This window comes from Xenorhabdus sp. BG5 (assembly GCF_015163665.1).
In the GTDB taxonomy this organism is placed as follows: domain Bacteria; phylum Pseudomonadota; class Gammaproteobacteria; order Enterobacterales; family Enterobacteriaceae; genus Xenorhabdus.
The window spans coordinates 394,221-408,463 of the sequence record NZ_JADEUG010000001.1 but is presented as its reverse complement, the minus strand read 5'-3'; the positions used below and the strand labels follow the sequence as shown (position 1 = coordinate 408,463).

General features: G+C 43.8%; 14 protein-coding genes. 7 read left to right on the top strand and 7 right to left on the bottom strand.

Annotated elements, in window-relative coordinates; all coding sequences use genetic code 11:
* The first annotated feature begins 10 nt into the window (after window positions 1-10).
* Both flhB and flhA read left to right on the top strand, forming a co-directional pair.
* Window positions 11-1,162 (top strand): flagellar biosynthesis protein FlhB, encoded by a 1,152-nt coding sequence (flhB, locus tag IQ209_RS01570; protein ID WP_193848356.1) that lies wholly within the window; start codon window positions 11-13, stop codon window positions 1,160-1,162.
* On the top strand, window positions 1,155-3,242 hold the full coding sequence (gene flhA / locus IQ209_RS01565; protein ID WP_193848354.1) for a flagellar biosynthesis protein FlhA: 2,088 nt from the start codon (window positions 1,155-1,157) through the stop codon (window positions 3,240-3,242). Before flhB ends, flhA begins: the two co-directional genes overlap by 8 nt.
* An 84-nt stretch (window positions 3,243-3,326) precedes the next feature.
* On the opposite strand, the gene IQ209_RS01560 is transcribed toward flhA, so the two are convergent.
* The 7 genes from IQ209_RS01560 to flgA form a co-directional block, all read right to left on the bottom strand.
* Window positions 3,327-4,268, bottom strand: coding sequence for a fimbrial protein (locus IQ209_RS01560; RefSeq protein ID WP_193848352.1), 942 nt, complete (start codon window positions 4,266-4,268; stop codon window positions 3,327-3,329).
* A gap of 12 nt (window positions 4,269-4,280) precedes the next feature.
* The gene (locus IQ209_RS01555; protein ID WP_193848350.1) at window positions 4,281-6,764 is read right to left on the bottom strand and encodes a fimbria/pilus outer membrane usher protein; all 2,484 of its coding nucleotides are present in this window, start codon (window positions 6,762-6,764) and stop codon (window positions 4,281-4,283) included.
* Between the two features lie 73 nt (window positions 6,765-6,837).
* On the bottom strand, window positions 6,838-7,545 hold the full coding sequence (locus IQ209_RS01550; RefSeq protein ID WP_193848348.1) for a molecular chaperone: 708 nt from the start codon (window positions 7,543-7,545) through the stop codon (window positions 6,838-6,840).
* Between the two features lie 94 nt (window positions 7,546-7,639).
* Window positions 7,640-8,188: a fimbrial protein gene (locus IQ209_RS01545; RefSeq protein ID WP_193848346.1), complete on the bottom strand. Its 549-nt coding sequence runs from the start codon at window positions 8,186-8,188 to the stop codon at window positions 7,640-7,642.
* A 684-nt stretch (window positions 8,189-8,872) separates the two neighbouring features.
* Window positions 8,873-9,313 carry a flagella synthesis protein FlgN gene (locus tag IQ209_RS01540; RefSeq protein ID WP_193848344.1) on the bottom strand — a complete coding sequence of 147 codons (441 nt, stop codon included), beginning with the start codon at window positions 9,311-9,313 and terminating at the stop codon, window positions 8,873-8,875.
* 24 nt (window positions 9,314-9,337) lie between these two features.
* A complete protein-coding gene (flgM, locus tag IQ209_RS01535) occupies window positions 9,338-9,637 on the bottom strand; it encodes a flagellar biosynthesis anti-sigma factor FlgM (protein ID WP_074024373.1) in 300 nt (99 codons plus the stop codon).
* Between the two features lie 122 nt (window positions 9,638-9,759).
* On the bottom strand, window positions 9,760-10,437 hold the full coding sequence (flgA, locus tag IQ209_RS01530; protein ID WP_193848342.1) for a flagellar basal body P-ring formation chaperone FlgA: 678 nt from the start codon (window positions 10,435-10,437) through the stop codon (window positions 9,760-9,762).
* Window positions 10,438-10,646: 209 nt separating this feature from the next.
* Here flgA and flgB point away from each other — a divergent pair, with 209 nt between their 5' ends.
* The 5 genes from flgB to IQ209_RS01505 are packed head-to-tail and all read left to right on the top strand — an operon-like array spanning window position 10,647 to window position 14,228.
* The gene (flgB, locus tag IQ209_RS01525; RefSeq protein ID WP_193848340.1) at window positions 10,647-11,063 is read left to right on the top strand and encodes a flagellar basal body rod protein FlgB; all 417 of its coding nucleotides are present in this window, start codon (window positions 10,647-10,649) and stop codon (window positions 11,061-11,063) included.
* A gap of 5 nt (window positions 11,064-11,068) precedes the next feature.
* On the top strand, window positions 11,069-11,473 hold the full coding sequence (flgC, locus tag IQ209_RS01520) for a flagellar basal body rod protein FlgC (RefSeq protein ID WP_047770689.1): 405 nt from the start codon (window positions 11,069-11,071) through the stop codon (window positions 11,471-11,473).
* A gap of 13 nt (window positions 11,474-11,486) precedes the next feature.
* Entirely contained in the window at window positions 11,487-12,197 is a 711-nt protein-coding gene (locus tag IQ209_RS01515; RefSeq protein WP_193848339.1) for a flagellar hook assembly protein FlgD, read from the top strand.
* 15 nt (window positions 12,198-12,212) lie between these two features.
* Window positions 12,213-13,451, top strand: coding sequence for a flagellar hook protein FlgE (gene flgE / locus IQ209_RS01510; protein WP_193848337.1), 1,239 nt, complete (start codon window positions 12,213-12,215; stop codon window positions 13,449-13,451).
* 21 nt (window positions 13,452-13,472) lie between these two features.
* Window positions 13,473-14,228, top strand: coding sequence for a flagellar basal body rod protein FlgF (locus tag IQ209_RS01505; RefSeq protein ID WP_193848335.1), 756 nt, complete (start codon window positions 13,473-13,475; stop codon window positions 14,226-14,228).
* Window positions 14,229-14,243: the final 15 nt, after the last annotated feature.

Sequence of the window (14,243 nt, the reverse complement as noted above, 5' to 3'; positions counted from 1 at the left end):
AAGGAAAGCTGTGGCTGAAGATAGCGATCTCGAAAAAACCGAAGAACCCACGCCTCATAAACGGGAAAAAGCTCGCAAAGAGGGGCAAATTGCACGTTCTAAAGAACTCACCTCAATCCTGATGTTAGCGGGAGGGGTAAGTCTGCTCTGGATGAGTGGAGAATCGATTACCCATGAACTTTCCCTGATGGTATTTGAAGGATTCAATTTCGACCATCACATGGTCAGTAACGACAAGCAGATGGTGCAACAAGTCGGACGGTTACTGAAACAAGCGGTTTGGGCATTATTGCCGGTTTTTGTTGGATTGGTCTTGATTGCTCTCAGTGCGCCAGCGTTGATGGGTGGGCTGTTATTCAGCTCAAAATCGATCAAATTTGACTTGGCTAAACTGAATCCCATATCGGGGTTGAAGAAAATTTTTTCCATGAATGCACTGGCGGAATTATTCAAAGCCATCTTGAAGGCATCACTAGTGGGAGGGGGTGCAGCTCTGTTTATCTGGCTTAATTGGCCTACTATGCTCAATCTGGCTGCTCAACATCCGCTGATAGCCTTGAGCGATGCCATGATGATGCTGATTTTTGCCAGTTATCTTGTCTTATTTATGTTGATACCTATGGTGGCGTTTGATGTGCTTTATCAGATCCGTAGCCACTTGAAAAAATTGAGAATGACCCGTCAGGAGATCAAGGATGAATTTAAGGAGCAAGAAGGGGACCCACATGTAAAGGCAAGAATTCGTCAACAACAGCGGGCGGCTGCGCGTAAGCGCATGATGACGGATGTGCCGAAGGCGGATGTCATTGTCACCAACCCGACTCATTACGCCGTTGCCTTGCAGTATGACAGCAAAAAAATGAGCGCTCCCAAAGTATTGGCAAAAGGGACAGGACTCATTGCCTTGCGCATTAAAGAAATGGGTGCGGAAAATCGCATCCCATTATTGGAAGCTCCACCCCTGGCACGAGCGTTGTTTCGCCATGCTGAGGTTGGCGGCTTTATTCCTGCGGCGTTATATGCTGCTGTCGCAGAAGTGCTTGCCTGGGTTTACCAATTGAAACGTTGGAAACAGGAAGGTGGCCTGAAACCGAAAAAACCTGAAAATCTGCCAGTGCCGCCAGCACTGGATTTTGCTGGAGAAAATAATCGTCATGGCTAATCTGGCCTCACTATTACGTTTATCGGGAAATATAAAAGGCTCCCAGTGGCAAATGCTTGCAGGGCCTGTTCTGATCCTCATGATCTTGTCGATGATGGTACTGCCGTTGCCGCCATTCCTGCTTGATCTACTATTCACTTTCAATATCGCGCTTTCCATCATGGTCTTGCTGGTGGCCATGTTTACCCGCCGGACGCTGGATTTTGCTGCATTCCCGACTATTTTGCTGTTTTCAACTTTACTGCGCCTGTCACTTAACGTTGCTTCCACGCGAATTATCCTGATGGAAGGACATACAGGATCTGCCGCGGCAGGACAAGTCGTGGAAGCTTTTGGTCACTTCCTGGTTGGCGGTAATTTTGCCATTGGTATCGTGGTCTTCGTTATCTTGATTCTGATTAACTTTATGGTCATTACCAAAGGTGCAGGGCGTATTGCAGAAGTCGGTGCGCGCTTTGTATTGGATGGAATGCCGGGTAAACAGATGGCAATTGATGCTGATTTGAACGCTGGATTGATCGGCGAAGATGAAGCCAAAAAGCGTCGTGCTGAGGTGACACAGGAAGCGGATTTCTACGGTTCAATGGACGGTGCGAGCAAATTCGTTCGTGGCGATGCGATTGCCGGATTGATGATATTGGTGATTAATATCGTTGGTGGTTTGATCGTTGGTGTTGCTCAACACGGTTTGTCTTTGGGGGATGCCGCAGAAGCCTATACTTTGTTGACCATCGGTGATGGCTTGGTTGCTCAGTTACCTGCATTAATTATCTCCACAGCAGCAGGTGTTATCGTAACGCGCGTAGCGACAGATGAAGATGTTGGCCAGCAAATGGTGACCCAGCTTTTCAACAATCCCAAAGTCATGATGTTGAGTGCAGGTGTACTCGGCTTGCTTGGGTTGGTGCCGGGAATGCCTAATTTCGTCTTTTTGTTATTTACGGCAGCCTTGGCGGGCGTGGGCTATTTCCTATTGCGTAAGGACAAAAATCCGCTTGTGGCACAACATGAAGAGATGAAAGCGGTAGAAGAGCAGCAACAAACCGCAGAAGCCTCATGGTCTGATGTGCAACTGGAAGATCCACTGGGAATGGAAGTGGGTTATCGTTTGATCCCAATGGTGGACTTTCGCCAAAACGGCGAATTGTTGGGTCGTATTAGCGGTATTCGCAAAAAATTCGCGCAAGAAGTGGGATATCTGCCACCCGTTGTGCATATTCGTGACAACCTTGAATTGGCGCCAGCCAGCTACCGTATCATGATGAAAGGCGTAGAAATTGGGCGTGGTGAAGCCCATCCGGGACGATGGTTAGCGATTAATCCGGGTGGTGCTGTGGGCGAATTGCAAGGTGACTTGACGACAGATCCAGCCTTTGGTCTGGCTGCTGTCTGGATTGATGACAGTCTAAGGGAACAGGCGCAAGTGCAAGGCTATACTGTCGTGGCGGCCAGCACGGTTGTTGCAACTCACCTAAACCATTTGCTCTCCCAGCATTCCAGTGAACTGTTTGGCAGACAGGAAGCGCAGCAATTGTTTGAGCGTGTCAGTCAGGAAATGCCGAAACTGACAGAAGACTTCATTCCTGATGTCGTGAGCCTGACAACTTTGCATAAAGTTTTGCAAAACTTGCTGGCGGAACAAGTGCCGATTCGCGATATGCGTACCATTGTTGAAACACTAGCAGAACATGCTCCGGTACAGAAAGATCCTTATGAATTGACTGCCATGATCCGAATCGCGCTTGGCAGGGCGATTGCTCAGCAATGGTTCCCGAATGCGGATGAAATCAAAGTCATTGGCTTGGATGCGGGTTTGGAAAGATTGCTGCTGCAAGCATTGCAAAATGGGGGTGGATTGGAGCCAGGTTTGGCAGAAAGCTTGGAACGTCAGGCGGCAGAAGCATTAGAGCGTCAGGAAATGTTGGGAGCGCCACCGGTATTATTGGTCAACCATGCACTTCGTCCACTGTTGTCTCGCTTCTTGCGCCGTGTATTGCCTCGATTGGTTGTATTGTCCAATCTTGAAATCACCGACAATCGTCAAATCAGAATGACAGCAACGATTGGGGGTGCAAGGTAGTCTTGATAAGAAAAAATAATGAATATAAGGTGATCGTTTAGATGATCACCTTATTATGGATGAATCTGAACTAATACAGGCTCATTACTTATAATCGACAGTGAAGGTGGCTGTGGCATTAACGCTACCGGCAATGACGATATGACTGATTTGATAATACTTTGCCTTATATGACAGTGTCTTCAAAGAATTTATTATGCCAAGAGCTTGTCGTTCACCAAACTTCACAGGATTGTCTTTGTCATCCAACATCTGAATGCCGATCCCTGTTGCTGATGAGGTTGAATCAGCATTTATCACTCCATTTGTATTAGTCTTTCCCGGCTCCCAGGTAATATTCGCGTTCGGGGATCCTTTGCATTGCACATTAATCTCGAAAGAACGTCCACCGGCGGTATCACCTATGTTTTTAAAGTGATTTTTTAATACGGCTCCCATCGGAACATTAACAATCGGCGTAGTTATTTCACACGTTCTTGCCGTGACGTTAAAAGAAGGGATTTTATAAGTGAAAACCGTATTCTTATTTTTAGTATCAGCCATCGTTATTATTATTTCATTGACTGTTCCTGATTGAACAGTGCCATTGATCTCGATATAAAACTTACTGCTCAATGCTCTGTTTCCGGTGCCGATCCCTCTTGAACTGCCTACATTCATAACCTGACTCACCACGCCATTAGGTTGGAGTTCCCATTTAAATCTGACACCAGGAAGACTGGTTTCATAAAAGTTATTTCTGGGGGAGCCTACATTTACTCCAGTCATGGATTTTACGTATATATGCTGACCGGATATATTGCAACTTACCTTTATTTCGTTATTGGAGGCGCGTTTTATGTCCGGCAAATTTTTATAGTCAACATAAATATCATCAAATTTAACTATTTCCTGCATTCTATTAGCCTTACATACTGCGGCCATACCCTGTGTTGAATAACTTCCCGCGACAATAACAATGAATAATACCAATAAAAAGTTATTAGCTTTAATCTGAAAGTGATTATTACGTTCAAAATTAAACATGATAAATTCCTTTTAGTTGCGGCAATCAGCAATCAGGAGTAATACGCCTGACTTTTCGGGTAGCACTGATAAATCTGTTTTTGCACGACATTGTTGGTTTTTATTTTTTCCCCACTGTACTTTTATTTCTGCCTGCTCGGGGACAGCATTCAAATACAGCTCACCATCATCTCCAACAATCCCGCTACTGTCACGGTTTGTTAACGTTGCGCTGGCACCGAAAGGCACAGGTTTGCCGTTGTAACGTAATGTCACCAATATACGGTGCCCTTGACGGACACGAAAATTGGCAGCAACCACGGCACCGCGAGTCGGTACAATGTGTTGCACTGAATTGTCAAGGTCAACGCCATCAGCCAGCATTTCAGTATCCAGGGCAATCCGGTTGTAGGTATAAGGTTCGAGCGACGGGATGACGGCATAGCCACGTGAATCCGTTTTAATTCCACTATGATTTAAAATTTTGGTTTCTGCTGCACCGGCCGCTTTAACCAGTGCTACGGTTTCGCCTAATGATTGGGAAAACGTAATGCCATTTTGATGGGCGACAATACCGCCAGACAGCCCGTAGTTAAGCGATTGGCTATTATCACTGTAGCTGTAGCCCAAATTCACACGGCCAGAAGAATGGCTATATTCCAGCGAAGCACCACCGCTCGTTCCTTCCATATTATTGCTGTGCTCTCCGTGGAGACTATATGACAAGGCATGATCGTCCAATGCGCTGCCACTCATTGTCAGTTGTTGGCTTCCTCGACTGTGGCCATTGCTATTCATGCTGTAGGTTACCCATCCATTAGGCAGCCACTGATCCAGTGGAATAGAAATGTTTAACGATGCCTGGATATCTTTATTCTTAATGGATTCATGATTGGCATCGTAGGAAAGATTCAACCCATAACTGATCCCGGCAAGGTTAATGTTATAACCTGTAGATAATGATTGGTTGGTGCCTTGTTTTCCCCAGTAATCTTGCTGATAGGCAGACACATAAATATTGCCAAAATTCCCCATTCCCTGGTTTAGGGTTAGCTGCAATTGGCTACGCTTATTTTGTGCGCGGCTGGCTTCTTTTCTTATTGAATATTCATTTGTCTCTGCAAATGAATAGTAGTCTGGTGTGGAATAGCGATACCCGGCCAATGTCAGGGATGTTCCCGTTGCCTCGATACTTTTCGTATATTGGATTCGGTACGATTGCCCTTGTTTATGTTCATTCTCTTGCAACCAGGCATCTGCTTGTGTCATATCCAGAGAAATCGCCCCCAAATTGCCTAAACCAATCCCCAGACCAGCGTTAAACGCTCGGTAGTTTTCTGCTACCTGAATACCAGATAGCAAACTTAACCGATTAGAGAGTCCATAGATAAATGTCGCTTCACTAAAATAAGGTTTATCAGCATTGGCATTGGAATAACGGTAGCGCCCTAGGGTAACCTGATATTTTAATTGCCCTTCTCGCTGCATCATTGGCACTGATGAAAAAGGTTGCACAAATTTACGCTGCCGCCCGTCTTTTTCGGTGATCGTGATATCCAAATCACCAGAGCCGGAAGTTGAATAAAGATCCGTAATAACGAAAGGTCCCGGCGGAACATAACTTTCGTAGATGACGTAATTATTTTGGCGAATCGTTACACGCGCATTGGTTTGAGCAATACCACGGATAATTGGCGCAAATCCACGCTGGCTGCTGGGCAACATTAAGCTATCGGATGTCATAGAAGCACCGATAAACGGCACGCTTTCAAATATATCTCCGTTAGTAAAGGTTTCGCCAAGAATTAGTTGGCTTTTTAGTTCTGGAATGTCCCGTTGGATGTAGCTGTTAATGGATGAAAAACGACTCTCGCCTTTGTTTTTTTCAGAATTATAGTCATAAACTGATTGATTCCTTATACGCCAGGTTCCAATATTTATTCCGCTTTGTAAATTTAAAAAATAACTTTGGTTTTTTGTGTTTTTATTATCATTCTCCGAACCACTAAAATTATAGCTCATTAAAAATGCTGACTCTCCATGTTGCCATAAATGTGATGCCACAGTATCTTTGGCTTGATTATCCAAAGCTGCTTGTGGAATACTGATATCCAGACGTTGCTCATAGAAATCAAATGAAGTCGATGCCTGTAGAATATATTCGCTAATATCATCAATAACTTGCTCATGAGAGAGTTTCATCAGCGCAGGAAAATCTGATATTTTCACGCCAAACTGTTTTAAATCATCGACCGTTAGTTGTGGAGCCAGTTTTCCATTTTCCAGTTTAATAAAATTAACCTGTTTTGTTTCTTTCTCTTTCCCGTTAAGAGATATGTTCACCTGATACTGACCCGGTAATTGACCACCGGGGAATGAAAATGCGCTTAAATCAATCACCGATTGATTATCATCTAATTCCAATGCGGATAATCGAAAATAATCCTGTGCCGTGACTGGCAATGATAACAATACGGAAAAACATAAAATAAAGACTGAAAGCAAACATGTTGGCATAATTGTGCCGCTACTCTTTTTATATTTAACAAATATGATTTTTCGTCCCCAATATTTAACTTTTATCTTCTTTTTAAGGCAGGTTTTTAATGACTTCTTTGCTTACGCCACCATGACTATTAATGCTATTCCAGCTGACTAAGCCTGATGATTCAGATGGCAGAACGAAATGTGCTACACCTTGTGGAGCGATCATGTCAGTACCTGTCAGGGTTTTCCCGGCCACGTTGAGCTGCCCGATGGTCACATAATAATTACTGGGATTTCTGACCTCAAGTTGGTGACCAATGCGACGAAATGTCAGTGTCTTATAAGCTTCTTCAGAATCACCTTCAATGCCTTCAGGCCGATAAAATAATTTGATTCGGGTTTTCACCGCAATCAATAAAGTATTCTGTTCGTTTTCTTGTACGGAAGGGATAGACTTCACATTAAGGTAAAAAACCGATTCCCTATCCTCAGGTAAATTACCGCCGATACGGACAATACGAAGAATACTTTCTTTGCCAGCATCTAAACGAAATAGCGGTGGCGTCACAATGAAAGGGGCCTTTTCTCCTTTTGAATCAGTACTGATAAAAGACTGAATTAAATAAGGCCGGCTTTCGTCAGAATTTTTCACTGAAATTGAAGTTTCTTTTTTATTTCCTTTATAAATAACACGGGTTCCACCAATAGTTATACCCGCCCAGGACGGAAATATAAAAAACAATAAAAATATAAGTGTTGTTTTTTTCGTTAACACATACGATGTAAATATTTTTTTTATTTTATCTTTCATTATTACATGACTACTTATGATGTTAATAATTCCTGGTCGCAGCCATAAATATGCCTCTGCGGCCAGGGAATAAATATTTATAAATAATTAATTTTTATTTGTAATATATATCAAAATTAAGCGTGGCATCGGCCGTTCCGGCTGTAGGGGTATCTCCATTAGATACATAAGCCGCTTTTAAAGGTATTTCCATATCAGATGTACTGATTTTATCAGGGAATGGGTAAGTGGAAGATAAATTTATTTGTACATCACTTTTGTCATAAATACCGATGCCAATCCCTTTTGAACTTGAAGATGTGTCTAATGCCAATAACTTTGAATCTCTGGTGTCCTCACTACTCCCAGAAAATGTAACGTTCATCATAATAGGTACAGAAGTATCAACAGGGCACCCAGTTAATTTGATCGTAAAATTCCTTTCGCTCCCCGCAACTTTAGTTCCCGCTATTTTTATATCGCTTTTGAGATATGTTCCCATGTTCACAATCTTGTCAGAATTACCACCAACAGTGCAGGTTGATTCTATAATTCTCCCCGTGAATTTTACTTCCCCCGTTGTTATCGAAGGGGCCGCATAAGAAATACTACTTACTGAAACCAATATTGCAGCAATAAAAGATAAAACTAAACTATTTTTCATTCACATGTCCATAACAATCATAATATAAAACTACTTATTATGCATAACGCAATATAATAAAGTGTTATAACAAAAAGATTTTGGGCACAGTTTTCTGTGTGCAGAAGAAAAATTTACCTTATGAATCAAAAAAGATCAACAAAACTATCGGTATTCACGATCAATGATCAATATATTGATAGGATTTATCAATCAAGGCAAGGTGAAGAATTTGAGAGAAGCATTTCTACATAAGTGATGGATTTTTTTATTTTATATCAAAAATATACCAAATACAGTGACGTTGTTTTTTGTTGCCGACAAAAGACCCTTGTTCGTCCAACTCGCAAATGGACGTGACATTGTCGTAAGCTTTTCGTCTTGATGTTACCTACTTTCATGCTTGCGTACCGGTTCAGTTTGGTCACAATATCGGCAAATAACTTCTATCGTAACAGTTATGATGATCTCCCTTTAAAAAAACATAATAAAGATCAAATTAACACTTTGGAGTCATGACTAAAAATTGAATATATCGAAACTATCCCCGAAGGGCAGGCCAATATTCCTTTAAAAGGCAGTATAATGAGAATTATTTTCTTTTTATCAGGGTGGGGGAATACAGATACACAGAAACAGACCCCTTATCATTGCCAATAAACCAAGAGGTCTGTAGAGCTTACTGCCTAGGCAGTAACCGAATGTTCAAACGCTGATCTTGTGGCCAGATAGCGCTGAATGATGACGGGCTTGGCCGTCTGCACCATAAAAAGAAGGGCTGTGGTGAGTTTTCAGAAAAGCGATTGCTTTACTATTTAACTCAATATGTTGTTCCAGTAAAAATCCGTTATGTGAATTTAAATCACGAATACGTTCAACAGATTGATTAATTTGACTCCATAATATTGCTAACCTTTTATGGTTAGCATAAGGAGCATTTATTTTTAGCGTGTCATTTAACTGCTGGCGTTTTCGTTCAGCATGATCGAGTGCTGAAAGCAAAAATGTTTTTTGTTCCGTCACACGATGTAAATGATTCACTTCAATAAAGCCTTCGCTCAATATGCGCTGTTCTTCTGCCATAGTTTGCGAAAGCGAATTTAAGTGCGCGCTTTGCTGTTCAAGCAAGAGTTGAAGTTCTTCCATTTATGGCTCTTTAGATTTTGGTGTTTATTTATCATATTCCATGTTTTCAAGGGCCTCCCTAAATAGAGCATCAGCAATTTTACCGCTGTCCATCGTTAGGGTTCCCTTTGCAATGGCTTCTTTCAGTTGTTGTACTTTCTGGATATTAATATCCTGACTACTTGGCTGAACGAGCTTTTTCTGCGCTTCGCTCAGCTTAACTTGTGTATCTGCGCTTTTTTCTGCAACAGCCACAATTCTGCGAGTGCTTTGAGCACCTTCATTGGCATTGCGTTGCTGTAAAGCAGCCATAGCCAGTAGAGGTTGAGTGCGTTCAATACTCATAATTGTAATCCTTTAATCAGGCATTATTTATTTGTCTTAGGTAGCAGGCGATATACCGCTGGCATGCCTGTAAATCATGGTCTGTTGGTTATATCGGCGTGAAGAAATAAAACTTTAGCCATTTATAACATCATTTTTACACTGCCATTTTCTTGAGCTTCACCAGTAATAACCTGTCCAGAGCTCAGGCGGACACGGATATTATCAAAACTCGCGGCGTTGTTAATCGCTTTTCCTTCGTAACGCACCTGAAAATGGTGCCCATCTACCGTGACGACCACATTTTGTCCGGCTTTAATTGCCCAGGGACGCCGGATCATATTGCGTGTGATGGATTGTCCGGCAGGTATGTTGCGAAGTGCAATACCATTTTGTATGGCCTTTCTGTTACGTATTATGTCGTTTGGCAGCTTATCTAAGGCCCCTGTTTTTACTTGAAGATCTTGTTCTGTCAGGACGGTATTACGGTTAATCGCCCGCTTAGAAACCAGATAAGGGCCGATGACATTGACATAAACCTGAATAAAACGGCGTTGCTGACCACAAGTCACAGGAACGGAAAGGTTACCCCAATTTTTGTTGCTAAGTAACGGTTGTATTTCAGGGTGTTCACAAGTCGGCCATTGTTGTTCAGGTGTTTTGATCTCCACTGAGACCTTATGATTCGATGGGCGATGAATCTGCCTGAAATAGTCATCTATTAATTGCGGTATGTTGTTTCCCCAAGCGACAGAACTGCCGAAAACAAAAAATAGATTAAGGAAAAAGGCAAGAAACCCGATAAAATTTAGTGCAGGCATTTCACCACCTTAAATCCTGTTAGCGAGCCATGATTGCAAAAAATATTCAGCACCTGTTGGATGTTAATAGTGTAACTCGATTGATTATTCGTTAATGGGATAAATAGCAATTCAATTTGTTTCTATTCTTCGAATTACCTTTTTCTTCTCCGTTTATTCTGTTAGCTGCTTGGGGCTTATCCCCGACAGAACAAACCCGAGGGAGGAATATGCTCGATAAATTAGATGCCGCCTTTCAATTTCGACAAGAAACGCTGGCACTCCGCAACCAGCGGCAGGAAATTTTGTCTGCCAACATTGCCAATGCGGATACCCCTGGCTATCAGGCGCGTGATATCGATTTTGCTGCTCAACTGAAAAAAGTCATGGCACATGGTCGTGTAACAGGGAATGGAATTGGGCTATCTCTGACTTCCGATCGACATATTCCCGTTCAGCCTCAAAAACGCCTGGAGATGGACCTGTTGTATCGGGTGCCATACCAGACATCTATGGATGGAAATACCGTTGACATGGATATGGAACGCAGCAATTTCGCAGATAACAGTCTGAAATATCAGGCTGAACTCACTATGACCAATGCACAAATCAAAAGCATGATGTCAGTTCTACAGTCACAAGGATAATGGGAATGTCTCTACTTAGTATTTTTGATATTGCCAGTTCGGCGCTTTCTGCCCAGTCTCAGCGACTGAATGTTAGCGCCAGTAATATGGCGAATGCCGACAGTGTTGCGGGGCCGGATGGCGAGCCATACCGTGCCAAGCAAGTGGTCTTTCGTGTCGCCGCTCCCGCAGGCCAAGAGGTTGGCGGTGTTCGCGTTAGTGAAGTTGTGGATGATCCTTCACCTTTCCGTCTTGAATATCAGCCGGGCCATCCGCTGGCCGATGAAAAAGGGTATGTACGTATGCCGAATGTGGATGTCGTTGGAGAAATGGTCAATACCATCTCCGCTTCCCGCAGTTATCAGGCGAACGTTGAAGTGCTGAATACGACCAAATCCATCATGTTGAAAACGCTGACACTAGGCCAGTAACAGGAATATCGTTATGGGAATTACCGCTTCTATTAATGAATCATTGGATAATTCAACCGTCGGTGAACTGACTAAGTTGACCAACCAAAAATCGCAAAGCAGTGGTGATATCAAAGATAACTTCTTGAATATCTTGGTTGCTCAGCTCCAAAACCAAGATCCAACCAACCCGATGCAAAACAGTGAATTGACTTCACAGATTGCGCAGATCAGCACTGTTGAAGGGATTGAGAAGCTCAATAAGACGCTGGGTTCCATTGTCGGGCAAATGGACAGTAACCACACGATGCAGACGGTAGCACTGATTGGTCGGGGGGTTATAGTGCCTGGCAATGAGATTTTGGTGGGTGATGGTGCAAACAGCATAACAGCAATCGGCTTTGAACTGAACCGACCTGCCGATATCGTCAAAGTGACCATCAAAGATAAAAGTGGCACAGTCGTTCGGGAAATGGAACTCAATAAATTAGATCCCAACTCATCCGAATTTTTGGGTGCCGGTATACATAGCTTCAGATGGGATGGTAAAGACGCAGACGGCAATGTCGTGGAACAAGGCGCTTACAACTTCACCGTTTCCGCAAGTCAACAGGATCAAGCGTTGATGATACATCCTTTGAGAGAGGCCAAGGTTGACGGCGTAGTGCGGCAGGAGAATAGCACTAAATTGGATTTAGGGCTGGTGGGTACGGTAAACATGGACGAAGTTCGTCAGATTCTTTAATTAAACGGAGGACATATGGCTTTTTCACAAGCGGTCAGTGGCTTGAATGCCGCAGCGAGCAACTTAGACGTTATTGGTAATAATATTGCAAACTCGGCAACATACGGATTTAAATCCAGTTCTGTTGCTTTTTCCGATGTGTTCAGTGGCTCAGATGTCGGGTTGGGCGTCAAGGTTTCTGGCATGGTGCAGAACTTTAAGGATGGTTCAATCACCAAAACTAACGATCAATTAAATATGGCGATCACCCAAGGCGGCTTTTTCCGTATGCAGGATACCAACGGTAATATTTTTTATTCCCGTAATGGTCAATTTAAAATGGATGCTGATCGTAATGTGATCGATATGCAGGGCATGAAATTGACGGGTTATCAAGCCATTCAGGGCAAAGATGGTCCTGAAATTCAGCAGGGTGCCGCCCCAGGGCCAATTTCGATTCCAACTGACATGCTGGCTGCTAAGTCGACGACAGAAGTTAAGATGAAGGCTAACCTGAATTCGATGCATGACAAGATCGATACGGTAGCTAACCCATTTAAACCGGATGTGAAAGATACTTTTAACTACAGTTCCGGTATCTCGGTATACGATAGCCTCGGCAACGAACATAATGTCAATGTGTTCTTCGTCAAGACAGATGACAATCAGTGGGATATTTATGCCCTGGATACTTCTGTTAAGAATGCGAAAGCTGAAAAATTAAACAAAGAAGGCAGTGTGAGTTTTGATGGCAACGGTAAGCTTGCGGCACCTGCGACGGCTGACAACGTATTTGCTTTCGCTATGCCAGCCTTGAATGGTTCTAATCCGGCCACAATCCAGTTTGACTTTAACGGTAGCAAGCAGCAGAGAGTCAAAGAAGATTCCATTTCTAATCAGAAGCAAGACGGTTATGCGGCAGGTCACTTCACCAACTACCAAGTTGAGGGGGATGGCAAAATTTACGGTATTTATTCTAACGAGCAGAAACAGGTCTTGGGACAAGTCGTACTGGCGAACTTCTCCAATCCGGCAGGCTTAGCTTCTCAGGGTGATAACGTTTGGATCGAAACCGGTGCATCCGGTAGTCCAGTGGTCGGCACCGCAGGTTCAGGTAACTTCGGTAAGTTGATCAGTAGCTCATTGGAATCATCAAACGTTGATATGAGCCAGGAGCTGGTCAGTATGATTGTCGCCCAGCGTAACTACCAATCTAATGCCCAGACCATCAAAACGCAGGATCAAATTCTGCAAACGCTGGTCAGCATGCGTTAATAGACTCAGGCGGATAGCTTTATGGATCACGTCATTTATACCGCTATGGGCGCTGCGCGCCAAACGCTGGAACATCAGGCTGTCACAGCCAACAATCTGGCTAATGCGTCAACACCGGGCTTCAAGGCCCAGCTTGCTGCCCTGCGTGCCGTACCTATTGAAGGTGAAACCTTGCCGACACGTTCACTGGTCGTTGCCTCCACTCCTGGCATGGATAGCCGTCAAGGTCCCATGAATTACACGTCTCGTCCGTTAGATGTGGCAGTCGGACAAGGTGGCTATTTGGCTGTCCAGCTTGAAGACGGGACAGAAGCCTATACCCGCAACGGTAGTATCCAGATTTCACCCGAAGGGCAACTGATGGTACAGGGGCGTATGTTGATGGGCGAAAACGGGCCGATTGATGTTCCGCCGCAGGCTGAACTGACCATTGCGACAGACGGTGCCATCTCTGCCCTGATTGCCAGCGATCCGCCCACTTTGTTGGGCCAGATTGGCAAGCTGAAAATCGTTAAACCAGAAGCTAACCAAGTCGTGCGTGGTGATGATGGTTTGTTCCATTTAACGCCACTGGCGCGGGAACAGCAGGGCAATGAATTGGCGGCCAGCACCGAAGTGAAAGTTATGTCGGGTGTTTTGGAAGGCAGTAATGTTAATCCAGTAGAAAGCATGGTGAACATGATCGCTAATGCGCGTCGCTTTGAGATGCAAATGAAAGTCATACACAGTTCCGATGAAAATGCACAGCGGGCTAACCAAATTCTCGCTATGAGCTAAATCGGAGACAGGGGA

Bases quoted from the DNA above. Each gene is read 5' to 3' on its own strand.
- flhA (WP_193848354.1), top strand. From the start codon at position 1,155: ATGGCTAATCTGGCCTCACTATTACGTTTATCGGGAAATATAAAAGGC.
- IQ209_RS01560 (WP_193848352.1), bottom strand. From the start codon at position 4,268: ATGTTTAATTTTGAACGTAATAATCACTTTCAGATTAAAGCTAATAAC.
- IQ209_RS01555 (WP_193848350.1), bottom strand. From the start codon at position 6,764: ATGCCAACATGTTTGCTTTCAGTCTTTATTTTATGTTTTTCCGTATTG.
- IQ209_RS01550 (WP_193848348.1), bottom strand. From the start codon at position 7,545: ATGAAAGATAAAATAAAAAAAATATTTACATCGTATGTGTTAACGAAA.
- IQ209_RS01545 (WP_193848346.1), bottom strand. From the start codon at position 8,188: ATGAAAAATAGTTTAGTTTTATCTTTTATTGCTGCAATATTGGTTTCA.
- IQ209_RS01540 (WP_193848344.1), bottom strand. From the start codon at position 9,313: ATGGAAGAACTTCAACTCTTGCTTGAACAGCAAAGCGCGCACTTAAAT.
- flgM (WP_074024373.1), bottom strand. From the start codon at position 9,637: ATGAGTATTGAACGCACTCAACCTCTACTGGCTATGGCTGCTTTACAG.
- flgA (WP_193848342.1), bottom strand. From the start codon at position 10,437: ATGCCTGCACTAAATTTTATCGGGTTTCTTGCCTTTTTCCTTAATCTA.
- flgB (WP_193848340.1), top strand. From the start codon at position 10,647: ATGCTCGATAAATTAGATGCCGCCTTTCAATTTCGACAAGAAACGCTG.
- flgC (WP_047770689.1), top strand. From the start codon at position 11,069: ATGTCTCTACTTAGTATTTTTGATATTGCCAGTTCGGCGCTTTCTGCC.
- IQ209_RS01515 (WP_193848339.1), top strand. From the start codon at position 11,487: ATGGGAATTACCGCTTCTATTAATGAATCATTGGATAATTCAACCGTC.
- flgE (WP_193848337.1), top strand. From the start codon at position 12,213: ATGGCTTTTTCACAAGCGGTCAGTGGCTTGAATGCCGCAGCGAGCAAC.
- IQ209_RS01505 (WP_193848335.1), top strand. From the start codon at position 13,473: ATGGATCACGTCATTTATACCGCTATGGGCGCTGCGCGCCAAACGCTG.